This is a genomic window from Ruminococcus sp. (assembly GCF_019417665.1).
GTDB lineage: Bacteria > Bacillota > Clostridia > Oscillospirales > Ruminococcaceae > Ruminococcus_C.
The window spans coordinates 1-19,400 of sequence record NZ_DXUU01000049.1; the positions used below are offsets into that span (position 1 = coordinate 1).

General features: G+C 44.1%; 14 protein-coding genes. 1 reads left to right on the top strand and 13 read right to left on the bottom strand.

The genetic code is table 11. From position 1 onward, the window contains the following. Positions 1-62: 62 nt before the first annotated feature. Entirely contained in the window at positions 63-443 is a 381-nt protein-coding gene (locus QZ375_RS11330) for a metalloregulator ArsR/SmtB family transcription factor (protein WP_295219248.1), read from the bottom strand. 550 nt (positions 444-993) lie between these two features. Further along, entirely contained in the window at positions 994-3,963 is a 2,970-nt protein-coding gene (locus QZ375_RS11335; protein WP_295219250.1) for a DUF4832 domain-containing protein, read from the bottom strand. Positions 3,964-4,543: 580 nt separating this feature from the next. On the opposite strand from QZ375_RS11335, the gene QZ375_RS11340 reads away from it, so the two are divergent. Continuing rightward, the gene (locus QZ375_RS11340) at positions 4,544-4,723 is read left to right on the top strand and encodes an alpha/beta-type small acid-soluble spore protein (protein ID WP_022411517.1); all 180 of its coding nucleotides are present in this window, start codon (positions 4,544-4,546) and stop codon (positions 4,721-4,723) included. A 213-nt stretch (positions 4,724-4,936) separates the two neighbouring features. Here the strand turns inward: QZ375_RS11340 and QZ375_RS11345 are convergent, their stop codons facing one another. From QZ375_RS11345 to QZ375_RS11395, 11 genes are all read right to left on the bottom strand, one after another. Further along, positions 4,937-7,288 (bottom strand): FtsX-like permease family protein, encoded by a 2,352-nt coding sequence (locus QZ375_RS11345; protein WP_295219252.1) that lies wholly within the window; start codon positions 7,286-7,288, stop codon positions 4,937-4,939. Between the two features lie 8 nt (positions 7,289-7,296). Further along, positions 7,297-8,058 (bottom strand): ABC transporter ATP-binding protein, encoded by a 762-nt coding sequence (locus QZ375_RS11350; protein WP_295219254.1) that lies wholly within the window; start codon positions 8,056-8,058, stop codon positions 7,297-7,299. Positions 8,059-8,118: 60 nt separating this feature from the next. After that, positions 8,119-9,264: a HAMP domain-containing sensor histidine kinase gene (locus QZ375_RS11355; RefSeq protein ID WP_295219256.1), complete on the bottom strand. Its 1,146-nt coding sequence runs from the start codon at positions 9,262-9,264 to the stop codon at positions 8,119-8,121. Then, entirely contained in the window at positions 9,254-9,946 is a 693-nt protein-coding gene (locus QZ375_RS11360) for a response regulator transcription factor (protein WP_295219258.1), read from the bottom strand. The genes QZ375_RS11355 and QZ375_RS11360 overlap by 11 nt, the downstream gene beginning before the upstream one ends. Positions 9,947-10,056: 110 nt before the next feature. Beyond that, positions 10,057-10,587: a nitroreductase family protein gene (locus tag QZ375_RS11365; RefSeq protein WP_295219261.1), complete on the bottom strand. Its 531-nt coding sequence runs from the start codon at positions 10,585-10,587 to the stop codon at positions 10,057-10,059. Between the two features lie 6 nt (positions 10,588-10,593). Next, entirely contained in the window at positions 10,594-12,186 is a 1,593-nt protein-coding gene (locus QZ375_RS11370) for an MBL fold metallo-hydrolase (protein WP_295219263.1), read from the bottom strand. Between the two features lie 25 nt (positions 12,187-12,211). Continuing rightward, entirely contained in the window at positions 12,212-12,712 is a 501-nt protein-coding gene (locus QZ375_RS11375) for a GtrA family protein (RefSeq protein WP_295219265.1), read from the bottom strand. 21 nt (positions 12,713-12,733) lie between these two features. Beyond that, a complete protein-coding gene (locus QZ375_RS11380; protein ID WP_295219267.1) occupies positions 12,734-15,295 on the bottom strand; it encodes a glycoside hydrolase family 9 protein in 2,562 nt (853 codons plus the stop codon). Between the two features lie 231 nt (positions 15,296-15,526). Beyond that, complete coding sequence (locus QZ375_RS11385) at positions 15,527-17,032, bottom strand: UDP-glucose--hexose-1-phosphate uridylyltransferase (RefSeq protein ID WP_295219269.1); 1,506 nt, start codon at positions 17,030-17,032, stop codon at positions 15,527-15,529. Positions 17,033-17,059: 27 nt separating this feature from the next. Then, positions 17,060-18,541, bottom strand: coding sequence for a family 43 glycosylhydrolase (locus QZ375_RS11390; RefSeq protein ID WP_295219271.1), 1,482 nt, complete (start codon positions 18,539-18,541; stop codon positions 17,060-17,062). Positions 18,542-18,821: 280 nt separating this feature from the next. Then, complete coding sequence (locus tag QZ375_RS11395) at positions 18,822-19,370, bottom strand: sigma-70 family RNA polymerase sigma factor (protein ID WP_365728983.1); 549 nt, start codon at positions 19,368-19,370, stop codon at positions 18,822-18,824. Positions 19,371-19,400 lie beyond the last annotated feature (30 nt).

The window sequence follows — 19,400 nt, forward strand, 5'->3', positions numbered from 1 at the left end:
TTTCCCTCGCTTTTATCCGCATTATTCTTAAAAGATACTAAACAGGCTCTTATAATAAATATTCAGTTTTCATCTTCTCCGAGATGATTGTCCGGATAATTCTGTGCTGAGGCACAATGAATGATCTCATCAATATGATCTATCAGCCTTTTCAATTTGCTCCATTCTGTTTCGTCTGCGCTCATATAGTAGAAATTCATAGTACCCTTCCGACGCATTGCCACAATCTTTGCATCTTTCAGAATCTGTAAATGATGAGAAACCGCAGGTCGTGAAAGGTGTGTTTTTTCAGTGATTTCACCTACACGAAGTCCAACCTTTTCGCTTTGCAGCAGCGTCATGATGATGCTTTGCCTTGTTTCATCACCCAGTGCAATAATAGCTTTTCTGCATTCTGAAAATTCATTTGCAAGTGCCTGACGTCCTTCTGCACACTGATTCATGCTGCGCCTCCGTTCATAGGTTTATGTACTTAAACCATTATACCACACTTTTCAGAAAAGTGTGCAATGGTAAAGAAAATCAAGACGAAACAATCAAAACTATAAAAATTTGAAATTACTCCTCGACAAACCTTTTTTCTCCTATGATATAATAATCAAGCTTACTCGGAGGGTAAATCATTCAAAAGAAATAGTTTCTTGATGATGATTCTTGTGAAAAGCCGGGATAAATGCGATGATTTCATTTTCATTACTGCACTTGAAATACCAGCCTTTAAAATAGTCTTTTTGCTGCATTTTCCGTCCTCCGTTTGTATTTGTTTTCCAATTTAGTATGACTTATTCTGCAATGGATATACCAACAAGATCGGCTCCAGCACTTGCCATTGACACCATTTCGTGGTACATTATGTACGTGACTTGAACCAAGGTCGCTGCACAAAAATCAGTCGCAGGTTTTATTCTGCGACTGATTTTGTATCATTATATCATTTTCAATCAGAGAAATTGCTACTCTCTGCTCAATACACATTTCTTGTAAAGATAGATTTTAAATATTCTCAATCAGTTTCTGCTTCATGATACACAAATCAAAGCCATTAATGACCTGATCCTCGCACAAATCACCGGCCTTCCAGTCTATAAGACTACCAATATTCAGAAGCCATTTCTGCATCATGACAATATCTGCGGTGTTAAATGCTCCGTCTGCATTAACATCTCCAGATATAAACGGCATTTTCAGATAAACGACACTGTATTCTCTGCCAACGAGTTGAGCCGATGTCCTACTGTTTTCATACACATAAAGCACCGTTCCCGAATAGAACGCATTCTCACCGATGTATGCAACACAAGCAGGAACTGTCACATCCTTGACAGCTGTATTTGAACCGAACGCATTATCGCTGATTGACATTACCATATAGGTTTTTCCGCCGCTTGTAACATACGCAGGAATAACGATACTGCCATCTGTTCCGAAGCCGCTGTTGTTTTCCCAATCACTTCCGTCCCCCACAGCAGCGGTCATGGTCGCATTGTCAAGAATATAGTGTACACCCTGGCTATCCGCTCCGTTTATAAGTACTTCTCTGGTATCATTCAGATTCGTTGCAAACCTGTCAATCTCGTAAAAAGGATATAGATCTACATTTCCAATGGCGATAAAGTCTTCGCTGATGATACAGCTTTTATCACCCTTTTTCGTTGTAAAGCCCAGCAGTTTGTAAATATGCCCGTCCTCATCAGCATGCTGCTCAGGGCAATCTCTATCAAGGAGAGAAAGAGCCGTTACTGCCGATACATTTGAAATAGATTGAGAAAGCGTGTCCGTGAATCCATAGCTTCCGCTATAACTGACATCGCCTTCTTCAAGGTGGTAAGTAACATGATACCCCTCGGGGCCACCCTCAACAAATGCAATGGGCGTTATCTGAACGCCTTCATTTTTTCCAAGAAGCGTATAGGTATCCTCACTCCAGTAATTGCGGCTGTCATTGAAGCTAAACGTGCTAAGCGTTGTACTTCCTCCTACAGATGCCTCCTGACAATTGAAAGCGCATCCGAAAAACGGAACATGCAGAGCATAATAGCCATCCTCGGTAAGCTGCTGATTGCGGATATTTAGTCCGTATGTTGTATAGGCACTGCTGTACCCTGTTGTGGTCCCGCTAAATGAAGCATACCAGTTTCCTAATTGAATTTCCTCGTGAATTCCCTCTATCTTATAAAGGAACGTAAAGCCATTATGACCGTCTTCGCTGAATGTATAGGTTTTGTCAAGTAAATTTACAGTTTCTGTTTCATCAACATCTATCGCTTGTGCATCCATATAATAGCCTGCCGAACGTGAATCCTTCGTGATTTCCTTTTCAGGATCAACCTCGCCGGAGATTGTAACTGTTCCCATATAGTTTGCGCAAAGCGTATCATCATACTTCAAGTCTTCATTAGCGAAGCGTGTACAGTACAGCATGTCATCCGCCGCATCTGAATTTATATTAGAAATTCGCAGATATACATTCCACTCACCGCCATGCATTGTTTCAGGCAAGGTAAGTGCCAGCTTTTCCTCGTTCAGCGTTGCTGACTTCCAACACCGTGCATTTAAATCAGTCGTATATGTATAAGTAACCACACCGTCAGAGAGAAGAACCTCTACCTCTTTATCCTTTGGCGCCTCGGAAAATCCAGTATTTTCTACAGAAAATTCCATATTGAAAACGCCTCCTGCTTCGGAAGCCGCAGTAAGAGCACTTGAACGCAAAACATAACGATATCCAAGGTGCGCACGAATGAACTGCCACACGGTTTCACCGTAAAACGCACTGTTATCGCAGGAAACCCCAAGCTTTTCATCAAGCTCTTCATTAAAAACAAAATCGTCATATCCTATCCACTTCCAGCTGGCAGTATAGCCGCTGTCGCTTTGAGTCACCGTACCTGCATAATCGTAATCACCGAGTCCACACGTTTCATAAAGCGCATCGATTTCTGCAAGACGATCCTGAGCCTCCGCTGCCGTGGAATATACAGTGTTTACAGTACGCGACTTGTATATATTTCCGTTAATTCTCAGAAGATTGGTATAATACATCTCGGCAAGAGCGCTTTCTGGCTGCCAGGTGGTATATTTCAGTCGCCATTCGTCACTTCCGGAAAATTCTCCGCCGTATGAGGGCGCTTCTGAAAGCCATGCGGTTTCCCCTGCACGGTCTGAGTATGTTCCAAGATCACTGTCAGAACCCATATAGCCGTCGTTGTACAGTCCTACACGCTTCGCTTTTGCAGCAAGGTCAGGATCGTTTATTGTATAGCTCATATCCGCCGCTGTTGCAGTTATGCCGCAATAATCGGAAAGCCACTGACGAAATGTATTCGGTGTCCGTACCAATACGGGAATACTGTCGGGCGTAATGTTCAGGAATTCGTCAAGAACCTGTGCCTTGTGTTCCAAAGAAGTGTATTTGCCGCCCCACTGCTCTCCCCAGCTTCCCACAAAACCGGTTTCAACAAATGAAATAGCATCCTCATACTTTTCAAGAAGTCCGCTCTTACCGATTTGCTTGATATGGCGCAAAACCTGAGAAAATTCGGCAGGTTCTGGATTGGTTGTTCCGTTGTCATCATAGCGGAAGCGCAGTCCCACTGTCGTCCCATTTGAACGAGCACTTTGCAGGGTTGCCTCAAGGCTTGTAAAGAAAATCTCGTCAAAGTCGTAGTCAACGCCATCATCGTTCATTGCGGAGGAGTAACCACCGATACCAATCAACAACAGTGAATATCCAGTCACACTTGTTGTCCAGTTTTTTCCCGGTTGGGCTTTGATCCAGATTGCGGAGGTATATCCGCTGTCACACGAACCGAGATCGTAAATAGTGCTCTCAGTATAGTTCAGACCAGAATCTTTCAACGTTTCCTCTGCCGAAACAGGAAACAACAAAATAATATTACTTATAAGGACGACAGAGAGGGCACAACTCAGCAAACTTCTAATAATGGATTTCTTACTATTCATAGTTATTCTCCTTTGGGGGCATATTTATATAGAATAAACGACTCGAATCAATAAACAATATACTTTTTTAGCTATTATAACATATTTTGTTCGTTTTGTCAATAGAAAGCTGAAATAATGCACGCAAATCAATTTTCAGATGATTTTTCGGCAATTTGCATGAATCGTATTGTCCGATTTTCTTAAAAAATAACTTGCTTGCTCTGTCAAATATAGTTTTACAGCTTTGATACTGATTTTATTTTTGTGTACAATTTCAAAAATTGATTTCCGTGGGGGAAATTAGAACGTGTTCACATAAATTCAAGCAGCTGTCTTATTGAAAAATTCCAAAATATGTTTGCTCATTTTTATAGTAATACCACACAAAGATTGCGTATCAGATGAGCAGAATATAAACAGGCTCTGATCGTGTTTTCCAGCGCAGCCAAAGCCTTGCACAAAAAACTCGAAAAAACTACCTGTGATAGAAATTCGGATTTGCGTTATACTACTAGTGCGGCGACAAAGGTACGACGCATCTCTCAGGTGCTTTCGGTTCGCCGCACACGTAAATTATGATTAAAAAGGAGAATAAATTATGAAGGGCGAATTTACGCAGAAGGGCAAAGAAGCAATGGAACGGTTCAAGATGGAGTCTGCCAGCGAAGTCGGCGTAACTCTGAAGCAGGGTTATAACGGTGACCTGACCGCACGTGAGGCTGGTTCTATTGGCGGTCAGATGGTCAAGAAGATGATCGACGCCTATAAGATGCAGTGAACTGATCTTTAATTCACGCTTTCTGAATTAAGCAAAAATAGCGAAGGGAGCTAATATAACTCCCAAATAAAAAGCCGCATCCGGTTCAAGAAAAGAACCAGATGTGGCTTTTTGTGTTTTATTTACCATGGATTACAATAGAACTTGTTCTCATAGGATTTTGTGTACATCCTTTCGGTAAATTTTTCTTAAGAATAAGTTCTAAAATTTGCATTACTCAACAACCAATTCTCTGACAGCGACCTTTTTGATTTTTCGTGAAGTAAAAAATGCAAACACAAAGCAACTCAGGCAAATTGCACCGATGGGAATCAATACAGAAATCGCTGTATATTCCAGCATTACTCTGGATATTCCCATGAAGCTGAATAGCAGCGATAGAATCTTTGCAGAGAACAAGATGCTCAGAAGCATTCCCAGAAGTGAACCAATGACAGCAACAATCAAGAATCGGATGGCAAATCCCAACCGCAGCCGGTTTGATGTAAATCCAATTGCCTTGTAAATGCCAATATCGGTGCGCTCCTGAATAAAGGCTTTGGAACAGACTATCCGGACGACAACAAAGGCAAACAGAATGGAAAATGCATAAATGACTATCTTTAGGCTCATGACAATCATGTTGAACAGCTGCATTTCGGAATAGGTATCTTCATGATAAACTTCTACACTGATATCTTCACCATAGGTTTCCTTGATTTCGTCTGCAATTGCCTGTGCCTTTGCCTCATCTGCAATGAGATAATATCGATAATTTTTGTTTGTATCAATATTAAGCCTCTGGGCACCTTCAAAATTCATGGCAAATACCATGCCAGCGTCATTCGTCACCTGAAAAATACCGGATATGAGATAATGTTCCTCTTCTTCCCCTGCAGTAACGGTCACCTCATCCCCCATGTGTATATCCAGCGTGTCAGCAACCATTTCTGTGATCAGGATCTCATTGTCATAAATTGCAGCTCTGCCCTTTAAGATACAGGTGTACTCTGGATTTTCAATGATATTGCAGTGTAGATTTTCGCCGTTGACGGACATGTATTGAAAGAACTCGCAGTTTTTCTTCTTGATTTCCGTATGCGACATTACAATATCATCAATTGCATCCAGATTGCAGCTGTTGTTTGAATCCAGAAGTGTCACATTGATATCCGGAATAGTCATTCCCATGGAATCTAATGCTGTTCGGGAGGAGAGCATGATGCCCGTGAGATTGATGGTGACCATGCAGAATGTAAGGATCGCCGTAATCAAGATAGTGCCCAGATAGCGCTTTTTTGCAGAAGTAAACTGCCGAAGAGAAAGGCTTCCGGACAGACATTTTTTCTGGATAGGCAGATTCAAACGGCTGTCAAAGAAGATCTCTTCCCTGCCTCCCGAAATCGCCCGTACAGGAGAAATCGCTGCGACTTTTCTGGTCTTTATCCAAATGAGCAATATAGAAGCCAGCAGCATGATTACAGCGAACAGCAGGGCTTTGCCGATGGAAATATTTTTTTCCGGCAGAACGGCCGTGACATACTGGCAGATACTGCTGATACTTCGTTCAATAGGAATTGCTGTAAAACAGCCCACAAAGATTCCCAGTACTTCTGCGATCACATATTGCATCAGAATGAGAACCCGGATCTTTCCTTTGGAGAAACCCTGGGCTTTCAGAACGCCGAGTGTGGTGTAGTCGATTTCGATTTCTGTACCGATGCTGTGACTCATGACAATGAGAACTGTGACAAAGAGGAATATGGCAAATACCAGTACCACATCCAGCAGCATATCTGGCAGCAGAGTACTGTATTGAAGAGATTGCGCCTGATTCAACGTAGCCCATGAAAGGTCTACAATTTTGGTCTCCTGATTGAGCTGCCGCTGAAACTGTGCAACAGACAGAGTAGAATCTTCCCCTTGATGGATCTGAACTATGGTAATATCTGAATACATATCATCAGTTTCAAAAGGCTTGCACTGAGCATAGATGGCTTCAAAGTCCGCATGGCTAATGAAAATATATTTGAAGCCGATCATCATGGAACCCAATGACGGCTCCTGCACAAAGCCCTTAATGGTAAATTCTGCGGACTGGTCTTCGATCAAATCGACATGAACCGTATCTCCCACATCGCATTGCAGCTTATATTTCAGACCAAGGGGAAGATAGACCTCGCCATCCTGAAGTGCCGGTACAGATGTTTCAAAGTCATCCTCTTTTGCATTGAACAGCTTGATCTTATCTGTCATCTCCATCATAAAATAGGCATTATTTTCAGAATATTCTCCGATAGTAGTGCCATTTGTGCAGATTCCCTGAAGATAATCCACACGTGCTACCAGCTCACTCTGCTCTATTGATTGACGTGTTTTATCTGTCAATTTATCTGTTCTGATACCTGCATTTACTTCGCCGCAGTCGGCATAAGTCATGGCATTGTCAAGAGCGCTGTTATAGTTGTCCTGGACGCTGAAAACAGTTGTGGTCACAGTGACAATAATGGCTGTCAGCAGCAGGATGCTGAGAAAAGTTCCCTTTTTTCGGCGGATATTTGCTTTCAATAAGGTTAAAATCTCCATATTCCACCTCACCATTCCATAGAGGACAGCCATGCGTTGACCTGTGTCTCACGGCTCTTTTCCTCATCGGAACTATAAGGTGGCAGGGGCAGTTCCCCGATGATCTTACCGTCCTCCAGATAGAGGATCCGGGTGGCTCTCAGGGCAGCACGCATATCATGGGTCACCATGAGAATGCTCTGTCCTGACTGGTTCAATTCTGTCAATAGATTCAAAACCTCGGTAGTGTTTCTTCGGTTCAATGCGCCTGTGGGTTCATCTGCAAAGAGCAGCTTCGGACTATTGATGACCGCTCTTGCAATAGCGCACCGCTGCTGTTCTCCGCCGGAGACCTGGGACGGCAGATGAGTCTTGATATGGGAAATACTCATCTGCTCCAGCAACTGTTCTGCTCTCGTTTTCACTTCTGCGGCAGACTTGCCTTTGTTGAGATAACCCGGCACGGCGATATTTTCGAACAGTGTAAGATTGCTGACCAGATGCATCTGTTGAAAGATAAAGCCGAAATCTGTGTGACGCAGTTTGGCAAGTCCTTTTTCAGGCATGGTCACCAGATTGTCCCCGTGATAGATCACCTCTCCGGCAGTTGCCCTGTCCATACCGCTGAGAGCATAGAGCAGGGTGGATTTTCCCGAACCGGATGCGCCCATAATCACGGTGAAATCACCCTCATAAAGCTGGAAGTCCACGTGAGAAAGAATGTGAATCTGACCGCCGTTGTGGGCAAAACTTTTGCAAAGTCCCTTTGCCGATAGAATCGTATTTTTCATAGATCTGCTCCTTTTTTCTGAGATTATCTCTATTCTATCAGAAAAGATATTAAGAAGTCCTTAAGAACTCTGAAGAATTATCGGCAGACTGATGATAGCCTCCAGCCCGTTCGCATGATTGTGCAGTAAGATCTTTCCCTGCATATGTTCCGCAAGATACTTTACAATATAAAGCCCCAGTCCGGAGCCTTGTTCATTTCCGCAGTTTTTGCCTCGGTAGAACTTGTCGAAAATAAACGGCATATCCTCGTCGGGAATTCCCTTTCCGTAGTCCCGAAAGTGAATTTCTGCATTGCCGTCCGACTGAGTGAGAAATACATCGATATCGGACCTTGCATACTTTCTGGCATTGTTGATGAGATTCTCCGTGATCTGCATGACACGATTCTTATCAGCAGAAACCATTGCCGTAAATGCCGGCTTCTGGAATTGCACATCATTCTGTTCCGCAGCAATTTCCTCCACAGCATTTTCGATAAATCTACAAAGTTCAAATCTCTCAGAGCTGATCTTCAGTTTGTCCAGATCGGACAGCGAATGCAGGAATAGATCGGTTGTCAAGCGTGAGACTTCATCGCATTTTTTCATAATAACCCGAAGGTACTTCTCTCGTTTTTCCGGTGTGCTGTCCATATTTGCCTCCAGTCCTTCTGCATAAGCACGAATAGAGGAAATTGGCGTTTTGATATCATGGGACAGGGTGGCAATGACTGTTTTGCTATTCTCAATGGCCTCCCGTTCGCAAGAGCGTGCCTTTGTGATTTCTCGGCGCATACTGTCAAATGCCCATGTGAATGCACCGAAATAGTTAGAACGCTCATAATTCAGAGGCACATCAAAATTACCCTGGGCAATCTTCTGGGCAAACTGCTGCATCTTCTCAAAAGGACGCAGTATTGCAAAATAAACATAGCCGAACACAACGGCAAAAAATGTGATACAAATGCCGCACAAAAGAAAAAGATACCGGTTTCCGTTGGATGCTGCCTGCGCCGAGCGAATGCTTTCTGTTAAGGCAGCGGATTGTTCCGCAAGTATTTCTGAGTCACCTGATCTAGCAAGCTGTTCAATTTCATTGACTGCGATGATTTGTTCTGCCCTGGTATCATGTGAATTTGCCCGAACGCCGGAGAGATACAATACGCTTGTGACAAGCAGTATTACAACAGAGAAACAAATGGTAATCCGGATCAGTCTATTTTTCATGAGGCACCTCCAACAGATATCCTACTTTAAAAATGGTTTTGAGGTAGACGGGTTTCGCCGGATCGTCCTCCAGTTTTTCCCGGAGCCAGCGGATATGTACCGTCAGTGTGGATGGTTCTACCATGGAAAAGGCACCCCAGACCTCAGACAAGAGCTGTTCCTTGGGAATAGCAGCGTTAGGATGCTCACAGAAGTAAGCCAGCAGATCAAATTCCCGCAGGGAAAGAGATACGTTCTCTCCATTTTTGGTGACAGTCCGTGCTGTGAGATTTACGGAAATATTGCCAAATGTCACAATTTTTTCCTGTTCCCCGAATCCATAGGTGCGCCGGATCAATGCGTTGACTCTCGAAAGCAGTTCTTTCATGGAATAAGGTTTCGGCAGATAATCATCACCGCCGATATCAAAGCCAGTGATACGGTCGGTTTCGCTGGTACGAGCACTTGCAAAGATCACAGGTACAGTGGAAACACGGCGCAGTTCCTGACATAGGGCAAAACCAGTGGTACCAGGCAAATTGATGTCCAGTAGGATCAGGTGATAGCAATTCTCAGAAAGCAGTGCAAAAGCAGTTTCGCTATTCTCTGCCCAAGTAACGTTGTATCCATAGCTTTCCAGCATTTCGGATATAATAAAAGACAGATCCGCATCGTCGTCTATAATCAATATTTGTTTGGACATGAATAATCCTCCTGCAAATTTGTATTTTTTCATATAATAATAAAACGATCTGGATACCGGAACGGATATCCAAACCGTTTTCATCGCATTATGCTATTTCATCTATCGAATCACTTCCAATAGATTTGCTCTTTTTTTCTTGGCACAGGTTCCGGCAATGCGCCATCAGCATAGCCCATTACACAGAATCCCACACCACGGTATTCCTCCGGGATATGCCACTGTTGCAAGAGTGCTTTTCCCTCTTCACTGTCGAAGATTTCCCGTGCCCGATGGATCCAACAGCTTCCCAATCCCAGCGCATATGTCGCATTCAGCATAGCGCCAATGGCAAGACTACCATCCTCTACCCATGTAGATATGGTAGAATTTGCCAGTACCACCACAGCTACTGGTGCGCCATAAAAGGGGTCACTGTCCGTTCCTAGAATAGCAGCATTCATTTGGGAAAGGCGGTGCAATAGTTCTGATTCTTGTACGACTACAAATTTTGTTGACATACGATTCCGTCCGGTAGGCGCATACTGCCCTGCTGTGAGGATTGCCTCCAGCTTTTCCCGTTCCACAGGCTTTGTGCTGTCATAGCTGCGAACACTTCGCCGGGTGCACAGTGCATGCAGGACTTCGTTTTGTTCATACATAAGTGGTTACCTCCGTTCCCATTTCGAGCAAAGTTCACCCAGCTGATCTGCCATTTTTGCCAGTTCCTTATTGGAAAGCCCACGGCTGTTCTGTACCAGTGCGGTCAACCGATCCAGCGTCTGTGCCAGTCTATCGTAAGTCATTGCACTGCGTCGTGGTTTTTGTGCAATGGGAACAGGCTGGGCATCCAAAGTGATCCTGCCCGTTGCAATATCAAATTCTGCGCCGCTGTAAGGCGCATAGGCATCCAGTCCATAACCCAACCAAAGTTTATCCCGAAAAGCATCCGCAGATTCTGCTGCCCCGTGAATGACGAATACCTTTTGTACACCGTGAATGGCATTGACCCAGGAAAGTAATCCCTTTTGATCCGCATGACCGCTCATACCCTGAAGCTGAACGATCTGCGCACTTACCTGTACCGTTTCACCAAACAATGTTACAGTTTTTGCACCTTCTACAATGTGTCTGCCCAAAGAGCCTTCCGCCTGATAGCCCACAAATAAAATTGTATTTTCCGGTTTCCAGAGATTATGCTTGAGATGATGCTTGATACGTCCGGCTTCGCACATACCGCTGGCAGAAAGAATGACCTTGGGACGTTTATCGGCATTGATTGCCTTAGATGCGTCACTTGTTACTGCCGGAATCAGCCCAGAAACACCAATAGGGTTTTCTCCGCGCTGCACATAGGCAAGCGCTTCTTCATCAAAGCAGCTTTCTTTGTTGCGCATAAAGATCTCTGTTGCTTCAATTGCCAGAGGACTGTCCATATAAATGGGAAAATCTCCGAATTCCGGCAGCAGATTTTCATCTTTGATCTGTTTGAAATAATAGAGCATTTCCTGGGTGCGGCCTACGGCAAAGGATGGAATAATGACACTGCCGCCCCTGGAAAAGGTATCTCGCAGCACCTGAACCAGCCCGGGAAGGTAGCCCTTTGGCTTTTCGTGAAGCCGATTGCCATAGGTGGATTCCATGATTACATAGTCCGCTTCCTGAGGTACCTGAGGATCACGAATCAATGGCTGATTGAGATTGCCGATATCACCGGAAAAGACCAGCTTTTTGGTTACACCATTTTCCGTGAGCCATAGTTCAATGCTAGAAGATCCCAGGAGATGCCCTGCGTCCACAAAACGAACCTCCATGCCCGGAAACAGCGTGAACCGTTCTTCGTATGGATGAGGAATGAATAATTCCAGTGCGCCCAGTGCCTCTTTCATGGTATACAGCGGCACATATGGATCACCGCCCTTGCGCATTGCCTTGCGGTTGCGCCACTCTGCCTCAAATTCCTGGATATGTGCACTGTCCCGGAGCATGATCTCACAAAGAGAAACTGTAGCAGCAGTTGCATGGATCTCGCCGGAAAATCCTCCAGCATAAAGCAGCGGCAAAAGACCGGAATGGTCAATATGTGCATGGGTCAGCAGGACATAGTCAATATTTCCCGGCGCACAGGGAATCTTGACATTTTCATAAGTATCTCTCCCCTGTTCCATACCAAAGTCCACCAGAATACGTCTGCCGCAGACTTCCAAATAGGTGCAGCTGCCAGTGACTTCATGAGTCGCACCGATAAAGGTCATTTTCATAAGAATCACACCTTTCCATGGAGAATCATTTTTTGCTAAAAAGCAGATATTTCCGTGCAAAGAAATTCCACAGGAATGCCACGATAGTGGAGACCACTTTGCCCATAATCTGATATGCGCTGGTGATGTCAGCCAAGGTACATTCAAATAACTTTGTGATACCCAGCGTCAAAAGCAACCCCACCACGCCAATGGCGGCAAATGCCAGAAATTCTGTCAGCCGGGACTGCATTTTCGATGTGCGAAAAATCCAGAAAGTACTGAGAAAGTAGTTTGCCAGCAAACCTGCAACGAAAGAAAGTCCATTTGCCAGAACAGCGAATTGCTGATCAAATACCAGGAAAAACAATAGTGTTGACAATCCCCAGTCTATAATGGTCGCACCGCCGCCCACAAAACAGTAGCGGAAAAACTGGATCAGTGTATTTTCAGTATCTCCGGCAAACAGCCGCCCGAACTTCCGCTTTCGCAGAATGTCGAGCACTTCCTGAAAATTGCCGGAATTTGATGTTTCTTTTTGTTTCATAGATATTCCTTTATGTTATGCTTATGATGCGGACGGAAGTGAATTGATCAGGTGTACCAGGAACTTCAGCAGCGCAATGGCATCGTCTGTGCCAAGTTCTCCATTGGCAGTGCAGTCTGCATTGATGGATGCCTTTTCGCTGAGCTTTACTGCACCGGCAGCCGCCTTATTCAACAGTACAGCATCTGTGATATCCACTCTGCCATCCAAATTAACATCACCGTAAAGCGCACCGTCAGGTACAGGTTCAGCAGTACTGTTTTCAGTGGATTTTACAGTGGCTTCTGTTGTATTTTCTGAAGAAATTGTGGAGTTTTCTGTTTGCTGGGAAAGAGAGGTTTCTGTCTGAGATATGGTTGTCTCATTTGAAGAACCAGTTGTAGTAACCGTAGTGGTGGTTGTGGTAACAGATTGCGTAGTTGTGGTCGTTTCAGACGGTGTTGTTTCCTCCGGCTTTGTTCCATTCGGTTCAATACCGCCCACTAACACACCGTCAGAGTAGACGCAGATATAATCTGTTCGTGTCTCAGAGCCATCTTGATAAGTATCCTTACACTTTGTAATTCCCTGATAGCTCCAGTCATTGGTGGGATCCCAAGTATCACCATAGTAGAAACCAACGGTAAACTGATACTTTTTGTTGGAGTTTGCAATTTTATAGCCGTCCCACTTGACTTCGACATAATAAATATTCGGATCAAAACTTGCATCATATTGATACGGTCCAGAAATGATGCCATCAGCCGGTGCTGCTTCTACGCTCGCCTGGTCGTAAAGCTCTGAACCGGTCACCAGACTGATATTGGATTTGTCGTTGAATTCCTCGATGTTGAAATAATACCGCATGGAGAGATCTTCTTTTGGAGTCGTGGAATTTGTACGCATTTGGATTGCCAGCTTAGTTACACCGGCACCACTGGTCTGGATATCATCTACCGCATAAGCGTCTACCCAGAAATCATTTCCGCCGGAATCACCACTGGTATCTTCCTTGGGCGGAAAATCTGGTGTGATCTCCATACTGTCAGTTCCATAGTACTCATACAGACCTGCACAAGCGCCTACGAATGCAGCGTTATAGTCAATGGTAACTTCGTTATAGATCCAGTCAGCAGTAACATCGTTGTGCTGATCTTGGGCATCCGGACCGCCCACAAGAGCACCGTACAGTACATAGCGCTGTTCATCGGTATCCTCACACTTTGTCAGACCAGAGGAGGCACGATGGTGTGGGAATTTTGCTGCGTTTTCGTTATAACCAACGACATAAGGCCGATTCAGCGGATTATCCCCCAGGATATATTCCATCTGACCCTTCGCCCACTCGCTGAATTTAGAAGGCTGACCGTTGTTGTTATATTTGTCATAGACCAATGCCATAAGCTGTGCAGCAGTATTATATCTTGCAGAGCCCCAGGTATTCAGCCAGAAATATCCAGCCGGTGTAATAGTTCCTACGCCGCCGGTCATATATTTGTTGATAGCTTCAGCAACGGAACCCCAACAGTCCATTTCTTCATAAGGACTCTTCCCTGCTGCTTCCTTATATTCGTCAATGAAATTCGGATACTGTTCGCTAGTGATCTCACCCAGAATACATTGCACACCGCCCCACATGTCGTTCCAGCAGTATACATAGCACGGTGCAGCGTAGTAGTCGTAATAAGGGAAGATCTCTTCCAGGTAGTGATGATCTCCGGTGATCTTATACAGCCATGCAGCTGCCCAGCAGTAGTCATCTTCCCATTTTGAAGAAACATAGTAGCTTTTCGGACCGTCCGCATTATCACTGAGCTGTTTCTCATGTGTTTCAGCGAAATTGAACAGTGCAAGCGCATAGTCCAGAGATTTTTCTGCATATTCCGGATCAGTATCTTTGAAATTCAGATAGTTAATAGCAAGAGAGGCTGCCGCAGAAGCCACATAGTCAGTCTGAGGCTTTTCTTCTGTCAGGAAAAATGCCGGGCGAGCCATACCGTCCAGTTCCGGTGCATTCCAGTAAGCATGATCAATATCACCGTCACCCACCTGATAACAATGGGCAATGACATCACCATTTTTATCCCGGAATGTACACTTCATTAAATAGTCATTAAAGTAACGCAGAATGGTTTCAATATGGTCATCTTGTTCGGTTTTGGCATAAGAATCCCGGAATTCATAATATCCCCATCCCAATGTAGCGGCAGAATAGTTTTCCGGCATACCGAATTTTACGTGGTCACCGGCATCATGGAAACCGCCGGAAACATCAATATAACCATCTCCGTCCGGATCTAAGATGTCTTTGTATTGTGTCAAAAAGCTCTCGCTCAGATTGGTGGCAGTGCTATTCATTTCTACCTGTGCATCGTAGGTATGACAGTCACCTCTCCAGTTATAGCGATCATTTTCACTAACACCGGTACCGCACATATTGCCGTCATAGAAATAGATGGAATATTGCAGTGCACGTGCAAAGTTTGCCTCTTCATCAGCAGCGCTGACAACAGATGGTGCGATACTGCTGCATATACCTGCGAGCATTGCACCGCTGATCAATAAAGAGATCAGCCGTTTTTTTCTGTGTTGCTTTCGTATCATATCAAAGTTCCTTTCCTAATTGAGTAAATAGTTGATATTCAATTATACTCATTATATTATAAGGCATTTTTACAGGAAAGTCAACAGTTTTTTCTTGCAATGCGATTTATTTTTGGCGAAATTGCAATGCAAAAAGATGCCGCACCGAGCAGCATCTTATAAACAATATTTCTAGAGCATGTTCACATAATACATGTGTGCAAATTTTCGAGCAGAATTTTTATCGCAGCTTTATTCAGCCTTTTGTTTAAGGATATCCACAAATCGTGCGAAATGCTGTTTTCCGTTTTCATCTCGTTTAAAAACGCTGGCATCCAAGAGGACCTTCTCAAAAACAGCGCCGATCTCCTTTCGGATAATCTCGCCAGCAATCTGTTCATTTGCATCAGGATAACACTCTTTCAACGTTGCGATCCACTCTGCATGACAAGCGATAGGGTCATCTTTCTGAAATTGCATATCTGTATAAAGTGCCTTTTCCAGAAGAGGCAGTTCTGTAGCAAGACGTGCCGGAAGAACTGCAAGTCCCATAACCTCGATCAATCCGATGTTTTCTTTTTTAATGTGGTGCAGAGTTGGATTCGGATGGAATACGCCTAGTGGTCTGTCCGTTGTTACCAAATTGTTCCGAAGCACCAGGTCACATTCATACAGTCTGCCGTGCATTCTGGCAATAGGGGTGATGGTATTATGGGGCGTGCCGTCAGTTTCGGCGAAGATCCCGGCTTCGGGATCACTGTATTGACGCCATGCCATCAGGATGCGATTACATGCCCTCGCTAATGCAGTGCGATTTTCACTTTGCAGACGGATGACAGACATAGGCCATTTGACGATGCCGGCCTGAACTTCCGGGAAATCCGGCAGCAAAAATGACTTTTCCACTGAGGCTTTTTCCATGGCAAAAGTGTAATGTCCGCCCTGGAAATGCTCATGGCTGAGGATGGAACCACCGACGATGGGAAGATCTGCGTTGGAACCGATAAAGTAATGAGGCAAAAGATCCAGAACATCAAAGAGCTTTTCAAATACCGCTGCATCGATCTTCATAGGAATATGCTTCTGGTTAAATACAATGCAATGTTCATTATAATAACCGTAAGGTGAATATTGCAATGCCCAAGCTTCGCCGTTCACTTGAATGGGGATGGGGCGAAGATTTTGTCTCGCAGGATGAGTCTGAGTACCGGCAAATCCTGTGTTTTCCATACAGAGCTGACACGCCGGATACGCTGTCTTTGGCTGATTTCTGGCAGCGGCAATATCCCGTGGGTCTTTTTCCGGTTTGGAACGGTTGATGGTGATATCCAGCGTGCCATATTCACATGTATATGTCCAGCGGATATCTCTGGAAATTCTACCGGCACGAACATAGTTTGTATCTTGACTGTATTTGTAATACCAGTTTGTTGCAGCTTCGGGGCTGTTCTGGTAAGCCGAGGAAAACCGGCGGATAACATCGTGTGGCATGGCTGTAAAAAGTCCCATGATCCTGGTATCAAACAGATCTTTTGCGGCATTTGTTTCAGCGATAATACCCTGCTCGCAGGCATAAGTGACCAGTTCATCCAGGATTTCGTCCAAAGATCGGTTTGCGGCAGATACAGATGATTCTTCCCATGCGGAAAGATGAAGCAGATCCATAAGCTGATTACGTATATAGATACTATCGTCCTTGGTCAGAAGTTCCTCCTGAATGCCATATTCGATCAGTTCCTGTATTGTTTTACAAATCACGTATATTCCTCCCCAATCCTTTTTGCATTATGCAAACTGAATTTCTTTCACCGCGATCTGACCAGTGCCGGAATAAATGAGGTAAAGCGGATATACACCATCACTAATACTCAAAGATGCTGTGCTTGTGGTCCATGTTTCCGAGGGCATTACTGGAATTTCCGCAATAACATTACCGCCTATGGCATTATAGGCAGTCAGTGTGCCAGTTCCAGTGCCTTTCAACTGTACACCGAGACTTTTTGCGCCTGAAAAGCTGAAATATTTGTATCCCAACATAGTACCTGACTGGATCTCAGCGATAAACCGATCTTCGCCGCAGTGAGTTACATTGGGAAAGCTGTCCGTATAAATTTTGTTGGAACCGTGGGGCATGTGTCCATTGGTGATATTGCAGGCAATGACTGCAGGATAGGTGCCCTCTGCCTTGAGCGGTCCATCGTTCAAACCACAGGAGGTGATCTCTACCTGCGCAATGGAACCGTCTGGCTGGATGGCGATCTTTTCTGCACATGCTTGTCGGCTATAATCAGATTTATGGGTCAGACGATGGTAGAATACATACCATTGCCCGTTGATCTTTTCGATGCTGCCATGGGTTGTACCTGTCATATTCAGGCGATCCTTTTCCTCTCTGCCCTCATATCCCACATCACCGTTGGAGACAATGGTGCCGCCGAAGGTAAAGTCACGGTCAGGATATTTGCTGGTGGCATAGCATAGCTCATGATTTTTCCAGGAAGAATAGATAAAATAGTAGGTATCCCCTACTTTGCGGATAGAGCTTGCTTCAAAAAAAGGATGCTCTTCAAAACTTGTCCCCCTTGTTTTATATGGAATAATATGCTTCGGCGCTTCCCGTACAGTGAGCATGTCATCTTCTACGACTACCATACATGGTCCCATGACGCTTTCCGGTGTGTTCAGGATTTCTTCCCTGGTTTTGTGGAATTGCTTTACCTCGTCCTGGATCAGTACCTCATTCGTACGGAAATCCGGGGCTTCTTCGTGAGGAAACTGTGTGCCGTAATAAATGCGGATCGTACCGTTATCGTTGATGACGCCGGGATCAAAACAGATGTATTTCAGCATAGGGCTGCCGTCTGGCCAGTGGACAAAGCCAAGATACCGATATGCGCCTGCTGGTGTATCACTGACCGCTACGCTGATGGGACCATAATAGCCGCCTACGCCATCCCTGCCGGACATACAATAATAAAGGTAGTATCTTCCATCATTTCCTCTGACAACATCTGGCGCATACATATATTTCCGGGCAGTGGGATATGCCGGATCCTGATCAGCACGGTAAATGGTTCCCTCACAGCGCCAATTGGAAAGATCATCGATGGGTGCAGAATAGACAGTATAATCCTGCATACAGAAAGTTTCGCCGCCCTCTTTATCATGAGAGCCATAGAGATATATCCTGTCCCCGAATACATGAGGCTCTCCGTCAGGGATACATTCATAAATCGGAAGAAATGGATTATAAACCTGCTTTTTCATAGCTGCCAAGTCCTTTCAGTTTGAAAAACTGCATATCTGATGCAGTAAATTATCAATGATACCCTTATTATAGTAGATTTATTTGCCCCTGTCAATAGAATTTTTATACAGTGTTTATGGCATAAGTTTTTGTTCTCCAATCAGAATAAACAACCTCTGACAAAACCGGGACTTTTTCCATAAACACCTGAATCGCCCAATGTGAGTTGGTGAACACATTCTAATATATGCCACCTTTATTTGCATATTTCAATTGCATTATATTGAAAAAACATAATATTTACAACTGCCAAAGCATTTTAATTTCTTGTTTGTATTTTAGTTTTCGGAGTGCTTTATCCTCAATGCTTCTTATCCGCTCTTTATCAATATAATACATATCAGCTATTTCCTTCACAGTATACCGCCCCTGTGAGCCTAATCCATATTTTAATTGAATAATTTCCTTTTCCCTTTCCGTAAGGCTTTTAATGGCATTTTCAAGAATTTTTCTTGCCTGAGCATTATAAACACGTTCAATCAAATATTTTTCTCCGTCATAGCCAATATATTCATTGTTTTTGCAATATTCTTCATAAGACATAGGAGTTTCTGTATAAAAAAGCGCCAATTGCACTTCTTTCAGATTAAACATTGTTACCTCGCTTATTTTTCTCGACATAGAGTAATATGATTCCGAACTGTATTTTTCCTTTTCGGCTTTTATTATCTGTACGATTTTGGAAAACTGCATAGACAAAGGAATATAACTGTTGTTCTGACGGATATATGCGTTAATACCTTGCCGAATACCCGATATGACATAACTAGTGTACCGACACGATGATATATGAACTAAAAATCATACGCATCAAAGCTC

Bases quoted from the DNA above. Each gene is read 5' to 3' on its own strand.
- QZ375_RS11330 (WP_295219248.1), bottom strand. From the start codon at position 443: ATGAATCAGTGTGCAGAAGGACGTCAGGCACTTGCAAATGAATTTTCA.
- QZ375_RS11335 (WP_295219250.1), bottom strand. From the start codon at position 3,963: ATGAATAGTAAGAAATCCATTATTAGAAGTTTGCTGAGTTGTGCCCTC.
- QZ375_RS11340 (WP_022411517.1), top strand. From the start codon at position 4,544: ATGAAGGGCGAATTTACGCAGAAGGGCAAAGAAGCAATGGAACGGTTC.
- QZ375_RS11345 (WP_295219252.1), bottom strand. From the start codon at position 7,288: ATGGAGATTTTAACCTTATTGAAAGCAAATATCCGCCGAAAAAAGGGA.
- QZ375_RS11350 (WP_295219254.1), bottom strand. From the start codon at position 8,058: ATGAAAAATACGATTCTATCGGCAAAGGGACTTTGCAAAAGTTTTGCC.
- QZ375_RS11355 (WP_295219256.1), bottom strand. From the start codon at position 9,264: ATGAAAAATAGACTGATCCGGATTACCATTTGTTTCTCTGTTGTAATA.
- QZ375_RS11360 (WP_295219258.1), bottom strand. From the start codon at position 9,946: ATGTCCAAACAAATATTGATTATAGACGACGATGCGGATCTGTCTTTT.
- QZ375_RS11365 (WP_295219261.1), bottom strand. From the start codon at position 10,587: ATGTATGAACAAAACGAAGTCCTGCATGCACTGTGCACCCGGCGAAGT.
- QZ375_RS11370 (WP_295219263.1), bottom strand. From the start codon at position 12,186: ATGAAAATGACCTTTATCGGTGCGACTCATGAAGTCACTGGCAGCTGC.
- QZ375_RS11375 (WP_295219265.1), bottom strand. From the start codon at position 12,712: ATGAAACAAAAAGAAACATCAAATTCCGGCAATTTTCAGGAAGTGCTC.
- QZ375_RS11380 (WP_295219267.1), bottom strand. From the start codon at position 15,295: ATGATACGAAAGCAACACAGAAAAAAACGGCTGATCTCTTTATTGATC.
- QZ375_RS11390 (WP_295219271.1), bottom strand. From the start codon at position 18,541: ATGAAAAAGCAGGTTTATAATCCATTTCTTCCGATTTATGAATGTATC.